This is a genomic window from Shewanella sp. HL-SH4, from assembly GCF_051164845.1.
Taxonomy (GTDB): Bacteria; Pseudomonadota; Gammaproteobacteria; order Enterobacterales; family Shewanellaceae; genus Shewanella; species Shewanella glacialimarina.
Window position 1 is genome coordinate 2,351,215 of record NZ_CP195037.1, and the last position, 16,145, is coordinate 2,367,359.

Below are 16,145 nucleotides of genomic sequence, written 5' to 3' on the forward strand. Positions count from 1 at the left end.
TATTATGCAATCCAATTATACGCACATAGTGTTAGGGCTTGGAGCCACAGGGCTTTCGGTCGTGCGTTATTTAGTTTCGCAGGGAATTAAACCTTTGGTAATGGATAGCCGTCGTCACCCACCAGGCGAAGATGTGCTAGCAAAAGAGTTTACTGATGTTGAATTGATGGCAGGTGGTTTTGATTGCCGATATTTAGTTCAAGCAAGTCAATTAATTATCAGTCCAGGTATCTCAATTGATACACCTGAGATTAGAGCTGCGCGTGACATGGGTATTGAGGTTATTGGTGATGTAGAACTATTTGCCCGAGCCATTGCCGATAGAAAACCTTGCGTGATCGGTATTACAGGATCTAATGGTAAGTCTACCGTAACAACCCTGGTGAACGACATCTTGGTTGCAGCAGGAAAAAAAGTCGCCATGGGCGGTAATATTGGTATTCCAGCATTAGATTTATTGGCTCTGGATGTTGAATACTATGTATTGGAGTTATCTAGCTTTCAGCTTGAAACAACCTTTTCGTTAAACTGTATTGCAGCGACTTGCTTAAATATTAGCGAAGATCATATGGATCGTTATTGCAGCATTGCCAGCTACCGGGAAGCTAAGTTGAATCTGTACCCACAAAGTAAGTTTGTGATGTACAACCGTGATGATGAGCTGACTTTTCCCTTTGAACCCATGAATCAAAATACATTCGGTTTAGGGGTGCCTGAAGGGGACGAATGGGGATTAAGCGACGGTAAAATCTTCCACGGTGACAGTGAGATCATGAATTTGAATGATGTCACCTTAATTGGGTCGCATAACCACGCAAATTTACTGGCAGCAATGGCATTGGTTGATGCCTGCTCAGTCGATAAAGCTTTTGCTATTCAAGTTGCTAGTCGCTTTAAGGGCCTAAGCCATCGTTGTGAGCTTGTGGCGGTTGTAGACGGTGTGACGTATATCAATGATTCTAAAGCCACCAATGTTGGTGCAACGGTTGCAGCGTTGCAAGGATTAAATACCCATTTAGGTGAGGTGTTTTTAATTGCAGGTGGTGATGGTAAAGGGGCTGATTTTAACCCCTTAATTCCAGCATTAGAGCATGTGGCAAAGGTCATTACTCTTGGTAAAGACGGCGCGAAAATCGCTAAGCTCAAAAGTAATAGTATTAGCGTAAACACCATGAAAGAAGCGGTTGATACCGCTGCAAAAATAGCTTTTTCAGGTGATATTGTATTACTGTCACCTGCGTGCGCCAGTTTAGATATGTATCGCAACTTTATGGCGCGTGGCGACGATTTTAAGCAATGTGTGGAACAACTAGATGGCCAGTAATGAGCAGCGATTAAGCTTGTTCAAACAAGGGCTGAAAGGAATTTGGCCTTCATTGCTTGATGATAATAGCGCTGGCGTGGAGCTTTATGATCGCACATTTTTAGCGGCTATTATTGGTCTGATGTGTTTTGGTTTTGTCATGGTAATGTCAGCTTCTATGCCAGAGGCAGAGAAGTTAACGGGGAATCCGTTTCACTTTATATATCGGCATATTTTTTATCTTGTTGGCTGCATTGTCATTGCGTTTGCGGTGTTGAAAGTTGAGGTGAGTCACTGGGAAAAAAATAGCGGCATGCTAATGATAGGCGTGTTAGTTATGCTATTTGCCGTATTGGTGGTGGGAACATCGGTTAATGGTGCAAGGCGTTGGTTAGCCATTGGACCTGTGCGTATTCAAGTCGCTGAACTGGCAAAGTTTGTTTTTATTGTTTATATGGCGGGTTACCTAGTTCGTCGACATGGTGAATTAAGGGAAAACCGCAAAGGCTTTTATAAGCCTATTGGTGTTTATGTGTTGTTTGCGGTGTTAATTCTACTGCAACCCGACCTAGGCACAGTAGTGGTATTATTCGTTTGTACCGTCAGTTTATTATTTTTAGCTGGAGCCCGAATAACTGACTTTATGGTGTTGATATTACTCGGAATCGCCACCTTTGTGTTACTGGTATTATTTGAGCCATACCGAATGCGACGGGTGACGTCGTTTATGGACCCGTGGGAAGACCCATTTGGCAGCGGTTATCAGTTAACTCAATCGTTAATGGCTTATGGTCGGGGGGATTGGTTTGGCCAAGGCTTAGGTAATAGTATTCAAAAGTTAGCTTACTTACCTGAGGCGCACACCGACTTTATTTTTGCGGTCATTGGTGAAGAACTAGGCTTTATGGGCATTATTGCAGTGCTAATAGTAATGTTTTTTATTGCACTGCGCGCTATTAGATTGGGTAACCTGTGTTTGCAAATGCAACGACCGTTTGAAAGCTATGTAGCGTATGGCGTGGGTATTTGGATTTGCTTTCAAACTGTTGTTAATGTCGGTGCAAGTATTGGCATGTTGCCAACAAAAGGGCTGACATTACCCTTTATTAGTTATGGTGGTAGTAGCTTGTGGGTAATGACCGCTGCGGTAATGTTGTTAGTCAGGATTGATCATGAAAGGCGTGTCAGTTTGATTCAAGCAGTACAAGGGAGGGCTAAATAGTGACAGATACAAATAACAATAATAGTGCAGTTGCTTATAGCCACTCTCCAAGATTATTAGTGATGGCAGGTGGTACCGGCGGTCATGTTTTTCCCGCGTTAGCCGTGGCTAAGCATTTAGCCGCCAGCGGCTGGCAGGTTCGATGGTTAGGCACTGCAGACCGTATGGAAGCACGCTTAGTGCCACAACATGGTTTTGATATTGAGTTTATCGATATTAAAGGCGTGCGCGGTAATGGCTTGCTGCGTAAATTAGCTGCACCGTTTAAAGTGATACGCTCTATTATTCAAGCCAAAGCAGTGATAGACGATTTTAAGCCCAATGTGGTGTTAGGTATGGGCGGTTTTGCCAGTGGACCTGGTGGCATAGCAGCTAAGTTGGCTGGCGTTCCGGTAGTGCTGCATGAGCAAAATGCCATTCCAGGTTTGACGAACAAATTACTGTCAAAAATTGCCACCAAAGTATTGTGCGCTTTTAACAACACGTTTTCGAGCGATGTTAAAAATGTTGAAGTGGTGGGTAACCCCATCAGACAAGAGTTGGTGTTACTCGGTGGGCTAGAGAAACCCCTTAATGAAGACGCATTAAAAGTGCTTGTTGTAGGGGGAAGCTTAGGTGCTAAGGCGCTTAATGAAACCTTACCTGATGCGGTTGCTCAGTTAGCGACACAGCATTCGATAACTGTTTGGCATCAAGTGGGTAAAAATAACCTAGATTCAGTTAAAGCCGCTTATCAGCAACTAAACCAGCTTGATAAAGTGAATGTGGCTGAGTTTATTGATGATATGGAAGCGGCATACCGATGGGCTGATGTGGTTGTGTGTCGATCTGGTGCATTAACGGTATCAGAGCTAGCCGCTGTAGGTTTACCGAGTATATTAGTGCCTTATCCACATGCTGTAGATGACCATCAAACTAAAAACGCAGCAGTGTTAGTGGATGCAAAGGCGGGTTTTTTATTACCGCAAACAGAATTGAATGCAAAATTGCTTGCTGAAAAATTGCAGCTATTTGCCAGTAATAGACAAGTATTGCTCCAAATGGGGCTAAAAGCACGGGGCGTAGCCGTGTTAGATGCCACTCAAAGAGTTGCAGCTATATGCGCCGCGGTAGCGAAAAAGGGTTGAAATGACAAAGACAGAAAAGTACGCACAGCTTCGTAGCATGATCCCAGAAATGAGACGGATCAAGCGAATTCATTTTGTTGGCATAGGTGGTGCTGGCATGGGTGGTATTGCGGAAGTGTTAGTCAATGAAGGCTATCAAATCAGTGGCTCGGACATTGCGGTAAATAATGTCACCGAACGCTTAGCGCGTTTAGGAGCAAAAATTATTATTGGCCATCAGGCTAACAATGTTGTTGATGTGGATGTTGTGGTCGTCTCAACGGCTATTGATAAGCAGAATCCTGAAATTCTAGCCGCACAGGAAAATCGTACGCCAATCGTGCGTCGAGCAGAAATGTTAGCTGAACTGATGCGTTATCGTCATGGTGTAGCCATTGCTGGTACACATGGTAAAACCACCACAACCAGTTTAATTGCCAGTGTTTATGGTGAAGCTAAGCGCGATCCCACTTTTGTTATTGGCGGACTATTAAACAGTGCAGGTACCAATGCACGTTTAGGTACAAGCCGATATTTGATTGCTGAAGCAGATGAAAGTGATGCCAGCTTCTTGCATTTACAGCCAATGGTCAGTGTCGTAACCAATATTGAAGCTGATCATATGGACACTTATGGCGGCGACTTTGAAGTACTTAAAACCACATTTGTGGATTTTTTACATAATTTGCCATTTTACGGTGTCGCGGTAATGTGTATTGATGACCCGGTTATTCAAGAGATTTTACCGCGAGTGGGTCGTCAAGTAGTCACCTATGGCTTTAGTGAAGATGCCGACGTCAGGGCAAGTAATTTTGTTCAGCAAGGGCATCAATCTCGTTTTACTGCGCACAGAAAAGACAGACCCGATTTAGATATCGTGTTGAACTTACCCGGAGCACACAACGTGCTTAACTCTTTAGCGGCTATTGCAGTGGCCAGTGAAGATGAGATTGATGATGCTTCTATCGTCAAAGCATTAGCAGAGTTTGAAGGTATTGGCCGTAGATTCCAGCATTTAGGTGAGTTTGAGACCCCAAATGGCAAGGTCATGTTAGTGGATGATTATGGGCATCACCCAAGCGAAGTACTTGCAACCATTAAAGCGGCACGTGCAGGTTGGCCTGATAAACGATTAGTGATGGCTTACCAGCCACATCGTTATAGCCGTACTCGCGATCTATACGAAGACTTTGTCGAGGTACTATCGCAAGTCGATTGTTTACTGTTACTTGATGTTTATGCCGCTGGCGAAAATCCGATACCGGGTGCTGATGGCCGAGCATTGTGTCGTTCAATTCGCGTGCGCGGGCAGGTTGACCCGATATTTATCTCTGGGCCTGATCAACTCGCAAGTGTATTACCTGATGTATTACAAGACGGAGACTTATTACTAACTCAAGGTGCGGGTAATATTGGTGCGTTATCACGTGAGTTAGCAAGCAGTGAACTGGGTTTTAAGCCAGCATGATGTTAAAATAAAACTGAACGGTTTTTGTACAGCTATGCAGTTGAAAAATCGTGCTTTTATACAGCCATTAAGCACTATATAATGGCCGGTTTGTTGCAGGATCGTATCAGCAGTTTTCGGGAGTGATTATCGGTGTCATGGAGCAAGAAAGGACGCCAGTTAAAACAAAAACTAAAACACGTTAATTGGTATTTGTATTTTGGTTTGATGTTTTTGCTCAGTGTGTTGGCAACAATTACATGGAGTGGCATGAAGCTTCATGAGTTACTTAATGATGCTGATGCCCTTCCGATAGAAGCAATTGCCATTAAAGGCGAGCGCCATTATACCTCGGACGAAGAAATCCAGGTGGCGTTGCAATCAATGATGAAAAGTAGTTTTTTTAACGCAGACGTATTAGATATACAGAGGGCATTAGAAAGCCTACCGTGGGTTTATCATGCGTCTGTTAGGCGCGAGTGGCCTGCAAAATTTAAGGTTAATTTGCAAGAGCAACAAGCCGTGGCGCACTGGAACGGTGATGCTTGGCTAAATGTTAACGGTGAAGTGTTTAATGCTTTGGCAGAATTGGACCTAGTTGATTTACCTAAGTTGTCAGGTCCTGATGATATGGCCGAAGAAGTACTTATAAGCTTTAGGCAATTAGATGACTTACTTCAGATTAATGGATTTAAATTAGCCAGTCTGCGATTAAGCCCACGCCATGCATGGCAAGCTGAATTGGCTAACGGCATACAAATAGAGCTAGGGCGTGAGGATAAAATGTCTCGAATACAGCGTTTTATTAATGTCTACCCGACACTAGTGCAAAGTGAAAGACCCGTCGCCAGAGTTGATTTACGTTATGACACAGGTTTTGCTGTGGGCTGGGATGAGACCAATAAGAGAACTGAGAATAAATGACCAAAAATCAGGAAAGAAACCTTATCGTAGGGTTAGATATCGGAACATCAAAGGTCGCTGTCATAATAGGTGAAGTACTGCCGGATGGCGAAATTAGTGTTATTGGTTTAGGTAATCATCCTTCTCGTGGCATGGACAAAGGCGGTGTGAATGATCTCGACTCAATCGTACGCAGTGTTCAAAGGGCATTAGATCAAGCTGAATTAATGGCTGACTGCCAGGTGTCTTCTGTTTATTTAAGCATTTCAGGTAAACATATCGCGTGTCAGAATGAAAACGGCATGGTGTCGATTAACGACGAAGAAGTGACCCAAGAAGATGTCGACAACGTCATTCATACCGCACGTTCGGTTAAAATTCCCACCGAGCGTCGTATTTTGCATGTGTTGCCACAAGAATATTCAATTGACGTGCAAGACGGTATAAAAAGCCCAATAGGTATGTCTGGCATGCGGATGGAAGCGAAAGCTCATATTGTGACATGTGCAAATGACATGGCTAAAAACATCACAAAAAGTGTTGAACGTTGCGGTTTAAAAGTGGATGACTTGGTTTTCTCAGGTATTGCATCCGCAGACTCTGTATTGACCAATGATGAAAAAGATTTAGGTGTGTGTATTGTCGATATCGGTGGCGGAACAACCGATATTGCGGTTTATACCAATGGCGCATTACGCCATTGCGCGGTTGTGCCAGTAGCAGGTAATCAAGTAACCAGTGATATTGCTAAAATATTTCGCACACCGTTAACCCACGCTGAACAAATTAAAGTGCAGTTTGCCAGCGCAAGAAGCTCAATGGTAAGCCGTGAAGACAGTATTGAGGTGCCATCTGTCGGTGGAAGACCTTCGCGCAGCATGTCACGTCATACTCTGGCAGAAGTTGTTGAGCCAAGGTACCAAGAATTATTCGAGTTAGTACTTAAGCAATTACAAGATAGCGGCTTAGAAGATCAAATTGCCGCAGGTATAGTACTAACTGGTGGAACATCTTCCATAACAGGCGTGGTAGACATTGCCGAAGCGACTTTCGGTATGCCAGTGCGAGTTGCATCGCCATTGCCTGTTAAAGGATTATATGAATACGTGGACCAACCAATTTACTCAACAGGGATAGGGTTGCTTCACTATGGGGCAAGAAGGCTTATAGAACGTCAGTTCGAACGTCCTGAACGCCAAGGGGTAACTAGCTTTTTAAATCGGGTAAAAAGCTGGTTTAAGGGTGAATTTTAAATAACGCAGACAAACGGGATCAGACAATGTTTGAGATCATGGATTCACATTCAGACGAAGCGGTGATTAAAGTCATCGGTGTCGGTGGTGGTGGCGGAAACGCTGTCGAACATATGGTAAAGCACAGCATTGAAGGTGTTGAGTTTATCGTAACAAACACAGATGCACAGGCATTACGTAAATCAAGTGCGGGTTCAACTATCCAACTTGGACGTGATGTTACAAAAGGTCTAGGTGCTGGGGCAAACCCAGACGTAGGTCGTCAAGCGGCAGAAGAAGATCGTGAAAATATTCGTGCGGCAATTAAAGGATCTGACATGATCTTTATCGCAGCCGGCATGGGCGGAGGTACCGGTACCGGTGCTGCACCAGTCGTTGCTGAAATCGCACGCGAAGAAGGCATCTTAACGGTTGCCGTTGTGACTAAGCCGTTCCCATTTGAAGGCAAAAAGCGTATGGCATACGCTGAAATAGGGATCGCTGAGTTAGCTAAACATGTGGATTCATTAATTACCATTCCAAATGAAAAGCTACTTAAAGTGCTTGGTCGTGGTACATCATTACTCGATGCATTCGCTGCAGCTAATAATGTGCTACTTGGTGCGGTGCAGGGTATTGCTGAGCTAATTACTCGTCCAGGTTTAATTAACGTGGATTTCGCCGACGTGAAAACCGTTATGTCTGAAATGGGTAATGCCATGATGGGTACGGGTGTCGCTACTGGTGATGACCGCGCAGAAGAAGCAGCAGAAGCAGCGGTTGCAAGTCCATTATTAGAAGATATTGATCTAGCTGGCGCCCGTGGCGTATTAGTTAACATTACTGCTGGTATGGACATCACAATTGAAGAGCTAGAAACAGTGGGTAACCACGTTAAAGCTTATGCATCTGAAAATGCTACAGTAGTAGTCGGTGCGGTGATTGATCCTGAAATGAGTGATGAGCTACGTGTAACGGTAGTGGCTACGGGTATTGGCATTGAAAAGAAGCCTGATATTCAGTTAGTGCAAAAAACAGCACCACGCCCAGAGCCAGTAGTTATTGAGCCACGCCCAGAGCCAGTTGACGAACCTATTGTTGCGCAAACATATTCTTCGCCGAAGAGTAATGCTGTACCACAATCAGTTCCTGCTCCACGTGCAGATGCAGATTATTTAGATATTCCAGCATTTTTACGTAAGCAAGCTGATTAACTAGCATAACTATCAACCCGTTTAAAAGCGGTTTTGATAGGCTGATATTAATATTGTTTACAATATTAATATCAATAAAGGTGTGATGATTACGTAGTTGATAACGAAATGACGTTGTTCTGGGGTCATTTGCATTTTTTTTGTGAATTGCGCAAGATATGGTAGCATGTCGTACCAGCTATACATGATAGCTTTAGGTATTTATTTTAAGCTTTTGTTTTTATTGTTATTTACGGGTAAATGAATGATTTTTCAAAGAACTGTTCAAAAAATGGTGAAGAGTACAGGTGTCGGATTACATTCTGGCAACAAGGTCACTCTGTGCATTATGCCCGCACCAGTAAATACAGGGATTGTACTAACACGTACCGATCTTACGCCTCCAGTGTCTATACCTGCTAAGGCTGAATTAGTGCGTGAAACGACAATGTGTACAGCGCTTGTAAATGATACTGGTGTTCGTATATCTACAATTGAACATCTATTTGCAGCACTTGCTGGTTTAGGCATTGATAATGCGATTATCGAAGTTGATGCCCCTGAAATCCCAATTATGGATGGCAGTGCCAGTCCGTTTGTATTTTTGCTGCAAAGCGCAGGCATTAAAGAACAAGCGGCACCGAAAAAATACCTAAAAATTACCAAACCTATTCGAGTGGAAGACGGTGATAAATGGGCTGAGTTAAGACCTTTTAAAGGGTTTAGAGTTGATTTTAAAATTGACTTTACTCATCCAGAAATTGCTCGAAGCCAACAACATATGGTAATGGACTTTTCTACATCCGCTTTTGTAAAAGATATCAGCCGTGCTAGAACCTTCGGCTTTATGCGTGACATTGAATATTTGCGTGCGAATAACCTAGCTTTAGGTGGCAGCATGGAAAATGCTGTAGTGCTTGACGAATACCGCGTCCTCAACCCTGATGGTCTGCGTTATGAAGACGAGTTCGTTAAGCATAAAATTCTCGACGCTTTTGGTGATTTGTATGTAGCAGGTCATGCCATTGTCGGTGAATTTAAAGCATACAAAACAGGTCATGCATTAAATAATCAACTCGTTAGAGCGCTACTTGCCCAGCAGGATGCATGGGAATTAGTCAGCTTTGACAAAGAAGCCGATGTGCCTGTCAGCTTCATTGTGCCAGGTTCAGCGGCACTAGCTTAATCGTTTTATCGCCTATTACGGCTGGCCAATGCAGCCAGCCGTTTTAGTTTTTCACCCAGTGATCCTTCAACATGATCAGCCAATGCAGTGATGTGTTGCGCAGCTTCATTACTGATATAAGTGTGATTCACCTGGGAGTTTACATTTCCTATTGCTAATCCTGGGTTGACTTTAACCTCAATAGCAGTGAGCATGGGTAATGTTTCAGCCTGAAGTTGTCGTAGTAGTTTAGGCTTTTGAAAATTAATTCTCGCGGCCCAGGCAGCGGATGACGTTTCAACAACAAGAACACCCTGGCGGAGATTGGCTACTTTTAGCTGCTCTGCCGCAGGACCATCGATAATCTGTTTTAAATAATTATTCAGATTATTTAATAGTTCTGCTTTCTCAGCGAGTTCAGGAAGTTTTCCTGACAAATGTAATAAATTGCTGAGGTCTTGAGGGGGCTTTTTCATATGATAATAAGATGGCTGAGTTAGGCTATGAGTGTAACAGTATTTGTTCAAGGTCGAAATGGGGTCACGCGCTGGCAACCCAGTAAGCGATGGTTTCTTCTACCGATAATGATAATGGTCACCGGAACTGCTATTTATCAATACAGTACCGATCGCTTTGCTAATCAACAAGCTAAAGTGGACGAAAACCAACAATTGCGTGAGCAACAAAAACAGCAAGTTATTGAGCTCAAACACGCAACCGAAATTCAACTGTCTACGTTAGTAACTCATGTTGCTAAAATGCAGGCCAAAATTACCCGACTTGAGGCATTAGGCCAGCAAGTTGCCCAAAATAATTTACTCGACGATCAATTCGATTTCCATGTAGAAGTTGGTATCGGCGGTTACAGTGAATTAGGGACAGGAATCGAATTAAGTCAGCTTATTAATGATATGAATACGCTGGCATCAAGAATTGATAGTAATAATCTTCAGTTGTCACTACTTGAAACAGTGTCAACAAATCTCCATATAGATGAAGAGCGTTATATATCAGGGCGGCCAATCGATAAAGGTTGGTTATCTTCGCCCTATGGTTTACGCAATGACCCTTTTAATGGCCGTAGAACAATGCATAAAGGTATTGATTTTGCTGGGCGAGAAGGGGCCGATGTTGTTGCAACTGCCGCAGGTGTAATAACGTGGTCAGGAAGTATGTTTGGATATGGTGAGCTTATCGAAATAGATCATGGTAATGGTCTTCGAACTCGCTATGGACACAATAAATCTCTGTCAGTAAACGTAGGTGACGTCGTTGCCAAAGGCGATACAATCGCCAGTATGGGAAGCACAGGCCGTTCAACCGGCCCTCATGTGCATTACGAAGTGCTTCGCGGTGGACAACAAATAGATCCACAAAAGTATGTCTATCGCAAAGCAAGTTGATCATATTAACGGTTAATCCGCTCTGAAGAGCCAAACCTACAAGAGATAAGTGACTAAGATGTTAGGTAAATTACTGACAAAAGTATTTGGAAGCAAAAACGATCGTACCCTAAAGAACTTGGGTAAAGTGGTCACTAAAATTAACGCATTGGAAGCAGATTATGAAAAACTCTCCGATGAAGAACTAAAAGCAAAAACCGCAGAGTTTCGCCAGCGTCTAGAATCAGGTGAAAGCTTAGAAAGTCTGATGGCAGAAGCATTTGCCGTTGTGCGTGAAGCGTCAAAACGTGTATTTAATATGCGTCCTTTTGATGTCCAATTACTTGGCGGTATGGTTTTAGACAGCAATCGTATTGCTGAAATGCGTACCGGTGAAGGTAAGACATTAACCGCAACATTACCTGCATATTTGAATGGTCTCAGTGGCAAAGGTGTTCACGTTATTACTGTGAATGATTACTTAGCCCGTCGTGATGCTGAATTCAATCGTCCGTTATTTGAGTTTTTAGGCTTAACGGTTGGCGTTAACGTTGCTGGTATTGGTCAAATAGAAAAGAAACAGGCGTATAACGCAGATATAACTTATGGCACCAATAACGAATTTGGTTTCGATTATCTGCGCGACAATATGGCCTTTTCTCCACAAGAGCGTGTACAACGCCCACTAAACTACGCATTGATCGATGAAGTCGATTCAATCTTAATTGATGAAGCGCGTACGCCACTGATCATTTCAGGTGCAGCTGAAAACAGCTCAGATCTGTACATTAAAGTGAATCAGTTAATTCCTAGTCTTGTACGTCAAGATAAAGAAGATACCGAAGACTATATCGGTGAAGGTGACTTCACAATCGATGAAAAAGGTAAACAAGTTCATTTAACAGAACGTGGTCAAGAGAAAGTTGAACTACTGTTAACTGAACAAGGTATGTTAGCTGAAGGTGATTCACTTTATTCAGCCGCAAATATTTCATTACTGCATCACGTGTATGCAGCACTTCGTGCACATACTCTATTTGAACGCGATGTTGATTATATTATCCAAGACGATGATGTTGTTATTGTAGATGAACATACTGGCCGTACAATGCCAGGACGTCGTTGGTCAGAAGGTTTGCATCAAGCGGTTGAAGCCAAAGAAGGGGTTCATATTCAAAATGAAAACCAAACATTGGCTTCAATTACCTTTCAAAACTACTTCCGTCAGTATGATAAATTAGCCGGTATGACGGGTACTGCCGACACTGAAGCATTCGAGTTTCAGCATATCTATGGCCTAGATACCGTTGTAGTACCGACTAACCGTCCAATGGTTCGTAACGACATGGCTGATTTAGTTTATCTAACTGCCACAGAAAAATACGATGCTATTGTTGCAGATATTAAAAGTTGCCGTGAACGCGGTCAGCCAGTATTAGTGGGTACAGTGTCTATTGAGCAATCAGAGCTGCTTAATACATTATTGAAAAAAGCCAAAATCCCACACAGTGTACTAAATGCTAAATTCCATGAAAAAGAAGCTGAAATTGTTGCCCAAGCCGGTAGTTTAGGCGCAGTAACTATTGCAACAAACATGGCTGGCCGTGGTACGGATATCGTATTAGGCGGTAACTGGAACATGGAGATTGACGCGTTAGATAATCCAACAGCAGAACAGAAAGCTAAAATTAAAGCAGATTGGCAAATACGCCATGATGAAGTGCTTGCGGCTGGCGGTTTACACATTCTTGGTACCGAGCGTCATGAATCGCGTCGTATCGATAATCAGCTACGTGGTCGTGCTGGTCGTCAAGGTGATGCGGGTTCTTCACGCTTCTATCTATCGATGGAAGATAGCTTAATGCGTATCTTCGCTTCAGATCGTGTTTCAGGCATGATGAAAAAACTGGGTATGGAAGAAGGCGAAGCTATCGAACATCCATGGGTATCTCGTGCCATCGAAAATGCACAGCGCAAAGTAGAAGCGCGTAACTTCGATATTCGTAAGCAATTGCTTGAATATGATGACGTGGCAAATGATCAACGCCAAGTTGTTTATTCGCAACGTAATGAGTTAATGGATGCTGAAAGCATTGAAGACACCATCAAGAATATCGAACAAGATGTTGTTTCTGGCGTTATTGATTCTTATATTCCACAGAATTCTTTGGAAGAGTTATGGGACGTACCAGGCTTAGAGCAACGTTTACATAATGAGTTCGCATTAAAGCTTCCGATACAAGAATGGTTAGATAAAGAAGACGATCTACATGAAGAGACATTACGTGAGCGTATTGTGACATCATGGACTGAAGCTTTTAAAGCTAAAGAGCAGATGGTTGGCCCGCAAGTATTACGTCAATTTGAAAAAGCTGTAATGCTACAAACCTTAGATGGTTTATGGAAAGAGCATTTGGCTGCGATGGATCATCTACGTCAAGGTATCCATTTACGTGGGTATGCACAAAAAAATCCTAAGCAAGAATATAAGCGTGAATCATTTGAGTTGTTTCAACAGATGCTTGAAACATTAAAGCACGATGTCATCAGTGTATTATCGAAAGTGCAAGTACAAGCACAATCTGATGTAGACGACATGGAACAACGCCGTCGCGATGAAGAAGCTAAGATTAAACGTGATTACCAACATGCAACGGCACAAGCATTGGACGAAGGTGAAACGACAGCTACAGCGGAAAAACCTAAGACGGTTATACGCGATGGTGAGAAAGTGGGGCGTAATGACCCATGTCCCTGCGGATCAGGTCAGAAATTTAAACAATGCCATGGCAAATTAAGTTAATAAGCCAGTTAGCTTAGCTAAACCAGCATAGTGATTATAAAAAGCAGCTTATATAGCTGCTTTTTTATATCTGATTGGCAAGGGTCTAAGGTTATAAAGCACCTATTGTGGATAACTTTGGGGGTAAATGGTGCAAAACATGTATGTAAGTGGGTAACTATCAAAAAGATCGTAAAAAAACGATCTTTTTACACAAAAGCCCTTGCACTGCCTCAGAATCTCCCTATAATGCGCAACCACTGACACGGCACAGCGCGAAAGCAAAGTGGCATCTGAAGTTAATCACTTAGGAAGTCAGGTTGATTTGAAAGGATAAAAACTTCGGTTTCATCATCAAATCAACAGCGAAAAGAAAGTTTGAAAAAACACTTGACGCTGACAACAGGGTCTGTAGAATACGCAGCCCAAGCCAACGACCTAGCGTCCAACGGCGATGTTTGAAAAATCAACATCAACGCTCTTTAACAATTTATCAAGTAATCTGTGTGGACATTCACAGGTATTGAGTTATTCGAAATTGCTTCTTCTTAGGAAGAGCAATCAAAAAATTTAAACTCAATGCAACGATGAATGTTCATAGCAATATGTACAAAAAGACTTTGTTAACTTCGGTTGATAAAGCAATCAGAATTCATTGAGCCGAAACCTTCGGGTTTCAAAAAACTTTAATTGAAGAGTTTGATCATGGCTCAGATTGAACGCTGGCGGCAGGCCTAACACATGCAAGTCGAGCGGCAGCGGGAAGATAGCTTGCTATCTTTGCCGGCGAGCGGCGGACGGGTGAGTAATGCCTAGGGATCTGCCCAGTCGAGGGGGATAACAGTTGGAAACGACTGCTAATACCGCATACGCCCTACGGGGGAAAGGAGGGGACCTTCGGGCCTTTCGCGATTGGATGAACCTAGGTGGGATTAGCTAGTTGGTGAGGTAATGGCTCACCAAGGCGACGATCCCTAGCTGTTCTGAGAGGATGATCAGCCACACTGGGACTGAGACACGGCCCAGACTCCTACGGGAGGCAGCAGTGGGGAATATTGCACAATGGGCGAAAGCCTGATGCAGCCATGCCGCGTGTGTGAAGAAGGCCTTCGGGTTGTAAAGCACTTTCAGTAGGGAGGAAAGGCAATAGTTTAATAAACTGTTGCTGTGACGTTACCTACAGAAGAAGGACCGGCTAACTCCGTGCCAGCAGCCGCGGTAATACGGAGGGTCCGAGCGTTAATCGGAATTACTGGGCGTAAAGCGTGCGCAGGCGGTTTTTTAAGCCAGATGTGAAAGCCCTGGGCTCAACCTAGGAATTGCATTTGGAACTGGGGAACTAGAGTCTTGTAGAGGGAGGTAGAATTTCAGGTGTAGCGGTGAAATGCGTAGATATCTGAAGGAATACCGGTGGCGAAGGCGGCCTCCTGGACAAAGACTGACGCTCATGCACGAAAGCGTGGGGAGCAAACAGGATTAGATACCCTGGTAGTCCACGCCGTAAACGATGTCTACTCGGAGTTTGGTGACTTAGTCACTGGGCTCCCAAGCTAACGCATTAAGTAGACCGCCTGGGGAGTACGGCCGCAAGGTTAAAACTCAAATGAATTGACGGGGGCCCGCACAAGCGGTGGAGCATGTGGTTTAATTCGATGCAACGCGAAGAACCTTACCTACTCTTGACATCCAGAGAATTCGCTAGAGATAGCTTAGTGCCTTCGGGAGCTCTGAGACAGGTGCTGCATGGCTGTCGTCAGCTCGTGTTGTGAAATGTTGGGTTAAGTCCCGCAACGAGCGCAACCCCTATCCTTATTTGCCAGCGAGTCATGTCGGGAACTTTAGGGAGACTGCCGGTGATAAACCGGAGGAAGGTGGGGACGACGTCAAGTCATCATGGCCCTTACGAGTAGGGCTACACACGTGCTACAATGGCGTATACAGAGGGTTGCAAAGCCGCGAGGTGGAGCTAATCTCACAAAGTACGTCGTAGTCCGGATTGGAGTCTGCAACTCGACTCCATGAAGTCGGAATCGCTAGTAATCGTGAATCAGAATGTCACGGTGAATACGTTCCCGGGCCTTGTACACACCGCCCGTCACACCATGGGAGTGGGCTGCAAAAGAAGTGGGTAGTTTAACCTTCGGGAGAACGCTCACCACTTTGTGGTTCATGACTGGGGTGAAGTCGTAACAAGGTAGCCCTAGGGGAACCTGGGGCTGGATCACCTCCTTACCTATACGACTAACTCAATACCTAAAAGTGCAGAGATGCATGTGAGTGTTCACACAGATTACTTGATAGAAAGAAAGAGAAATTACGTTGGGTCTGTAGCTCAGCTGGTTAGAGCGCACCCCTGATAAGGGTGAGGTCGGTGGTTCAAGTCCACTCTGACCCACCAATTCTTCATTTC

The 16,145-nt window shown here is 43.8% G+C and carries 11 protein-coding genes, 1 tRNA gene and 1 rRNA gene; 12 read left to right on the plus strand and 1 reads right to left on the minus strand.

Annotation, left to right across the window (positions count from 1 at the left end; genetic code table 11):
- Positions 1–4 precede the first annotated feature (4 nt).
- The 8 genes from murD (at position 5) to lpxC (ending at position 9,592) form a co-directional block, all read left to right on the plus strand.
- Positions 5–1,324: a UDP-N-acetylmuramoyl-L-alanine--D-glutamate ligase gene (gene murD / locus ACRWQL_RS11280; protein WP_434950027.1), complete on the plus strand. Its 1,320-nt coding sequence runs from the start codon at positions 5–7 to the stop codon at positions 1,322–1,324.
- Complete coding sequence (ftsW, locus tag ACRWQL_RS11285; protein WP_434927446.1) at positions 1,314–2,525, plus strand: cell division protein FtsW; 1,212 nt, start codon at positions 1,314–1,316, stop codon at positions 2,523–2,525. Before murD ends, ftsW begins: the two co-directional genes overlap by 11 nt.
- A gap of 62 nt (positions 2,526–2,587) precedes the next feature.
- Entirely contained in the window at positions 2,588–3,652 is a 1,065-nt protein-coding gene (gene murG / locus ACRWQL_RS11290; protein WP_434953368.1) for an undecaprenyldiphospho-muramoylpentapeptide beta-N-acetylglucosaminyltransferase, read from the plus strand.
- Between the two features lies 1 nt (position 3,653).
- Entirely contained in the window at positions 3,654–5,099 is a 1,446-nt protein-coding gene (murC, locus tag ACRWQL_RS11295; RefSeq protein ID WP_434939345.1) for a UDP-N-acetylmuramate--L-alanine ligase, read from the plus strand.
- A gap of 132 nt (positions 5,100–5,231) precedes the next feature.
- On the plus strand, positions 5,232–6,002 hold the full coding sequence (locus tag ACRWQL_RS11300; protein ID WP_434927444.1) for a cell division protein FtsQ/DivIB: 771 nt from the start codon (positions 5,232–5,234) through the stop codon (positions 6,000–6,002).
- Positions 5,999–7,234, plus strand: a complete 1,236-nt coding sequence (gene ftsA / locus ACRWQL_RS11305; RefSeq protein WP_226412745.1) for a cell division protein FtsA — start codon at positions 5,999–6,001, stop codon at positions 7,232–7,234. Before ACRWQL_RS11300 ends, ftsA begins: the two co-directional genes overlap by 4 nt.
- Positions 7,235–7,260: 26 nt before the next feature.
- Positions 7,261–8,427 (plus strand): cell division protein FtsZ, encoded by a 1,167-nt coding sequence (gene ftsZ / locus ACRWQL_RS11310; RefSeq protein ID WP_434927443.1) that lies wholly within the window; start codon positions 7,261–7,263, stop codon positions 8,425–8,427.
- Positions 8,428–8,671: 244 nt separating this feature from the next.
- Positions 8,672–9,592 (plus strand): UDP-3-O-acyl-N-acetylglucosamine deacetylase, encoded by a 921-nt coding sequence (gene lpxC / locus ACRWQL_RS11315; protein ID WP_434927442.1) that lies wholly within the window; start codon positions 8,672–8,674, stop codon positions 9,590–9,592.
- A 5-nt stretch (positions 9,593–9,597) separates the two neighbouring features.
- On the opposite strand, the gene ACRWQL_RS11320 is transcribed toward lpxC, so the two are convergent.
- Positions 9,598–10,047 carry a DUF721 domain-containing protein gene (locus tag ACRWQL_RS11320; protein ID WP_434927441.1) on the minus strand — a complete coding sequence of 150 codons (450 nt, stop codon included), beginning with the start codon at positions 10,045–10,047 and terminating at the stop codon, positions 9,598–9,600.
- A 27-nt stretch (positions 10,048–10,074) separates the two neighbouring features.
- On the opposite strand from ACRWQL_RS11320, the gene ACRWQL_RS11325 reads away from it, so the two are divergent.
- From ACRWQL_RS11325 to ACRWQL_RS11340, 4 genes are all read left to right on the plus strand, one after another.
- Positions 10,075–10,974 (plus strand): M23 family metallopeptidase, encoded by a 900-nt coding sequence (locus ACRWQL_RS11325; RefSeq protein ID WP_434927440.1) that lies wholly within the window; start codon positions 10,075–10,077, stop codon positions 10,972–10,974.
- Between the two features lie 58 nt (positions 10,975–11,032).
- Positions 11,033–13,756 (plus strand): preprotein translocase subunit SecA, encoded by a 2,724-nt coding sequence (secA, locus tag ACRWQL_RS11330; protein ID WP_434953369.1) that lies wholly within the window; start codon positions 11,033–11,035, stop codon positions 13,754–13,756.
- Positions 13,757–14,422: 666 nt separating this feature from the next.
- Positions 14,423–15,967: ribosomal RNA gene (locus ACRWQL_RS11335) — 16S ribosomal RNA — on the plus strand.
- Positions 15,968–16,056: 89 nt separating this feature from the next.
- Positions 16,057–16,133 (plus strand) — tRNA-Ile (locus tag ACRWQL_RS11340).
- Positions 16,134–16,145: the final 12 nt, after the last annotated feature.

Bases quoted from the DNA above. Each gene is read 5' to 3' on its own strand.
- ftsA (WP_226412745.1), top strand. From the start codon at position 5,999: ATGACCAAAAATCAGGAAAGAAACCTTATCGTAGGGTTAGATATCGGA.
- secA (WP_434953369.1), top strand. From the start codon at position 11,033: ATGTTAGGTAAATTACTGACAAAAGTATTTGGAAGCAAAAACGATCGT.
- murG (WP_434953368.1), top strand. From the start codon at position 2,588: ATGGCAGGTGGTACCGGCGGTCATGTTTTTCCCGCGTTAGCCGTGGCT.
- ftsZ (WP_434927443.1), top strand. From the start codon at position 7,261: ATGTTTGAGATCATGGATTCACATTCAGACGAAGCGGTGATTAAAGTC.
- ftsW (WP_434927446.1), top strand. From the start codon at position 1,314: ATGGCCAGTAATGAGCAGCGATTAAGCTTGTTCAAACAAGGGCTGAAA.
- murD (WP_434950027.1), top strand. From the start codon at position 5: ATGCAATCCAATTATACGCACATAGTGTTAGGGCTTGGAGCCACAGGG.
- murC (WP_434939345.1), top strand. From the start codon at position 3,654: ATGACAAAGACAGAAAAGTACGCACAGCTTCGTAGCATGATCCCAGAA.
- ACRWQL_RS11320 (WP_434927441.1), bottom strand. From the start codon at position 10,047: ATGAAAAAGCCCCCTCAAGACCTCAGCAATTTATTACATTTGTCAGGA.
- lpxC (WP_434927442.1), top strand. From the start codon at position 8,672: ATGATTTTTCAAAGAACTGTTCAAAAAATGGTGAAGAGTACAGGTGTC.
- ACRWQL_RS11325 (WP_434927440.1), top strand. From the start codon at position 10,075: ATGAGTGTAACAGTATTTGTTCAAGGTCGAAATGGGGTCACGCGCTGG.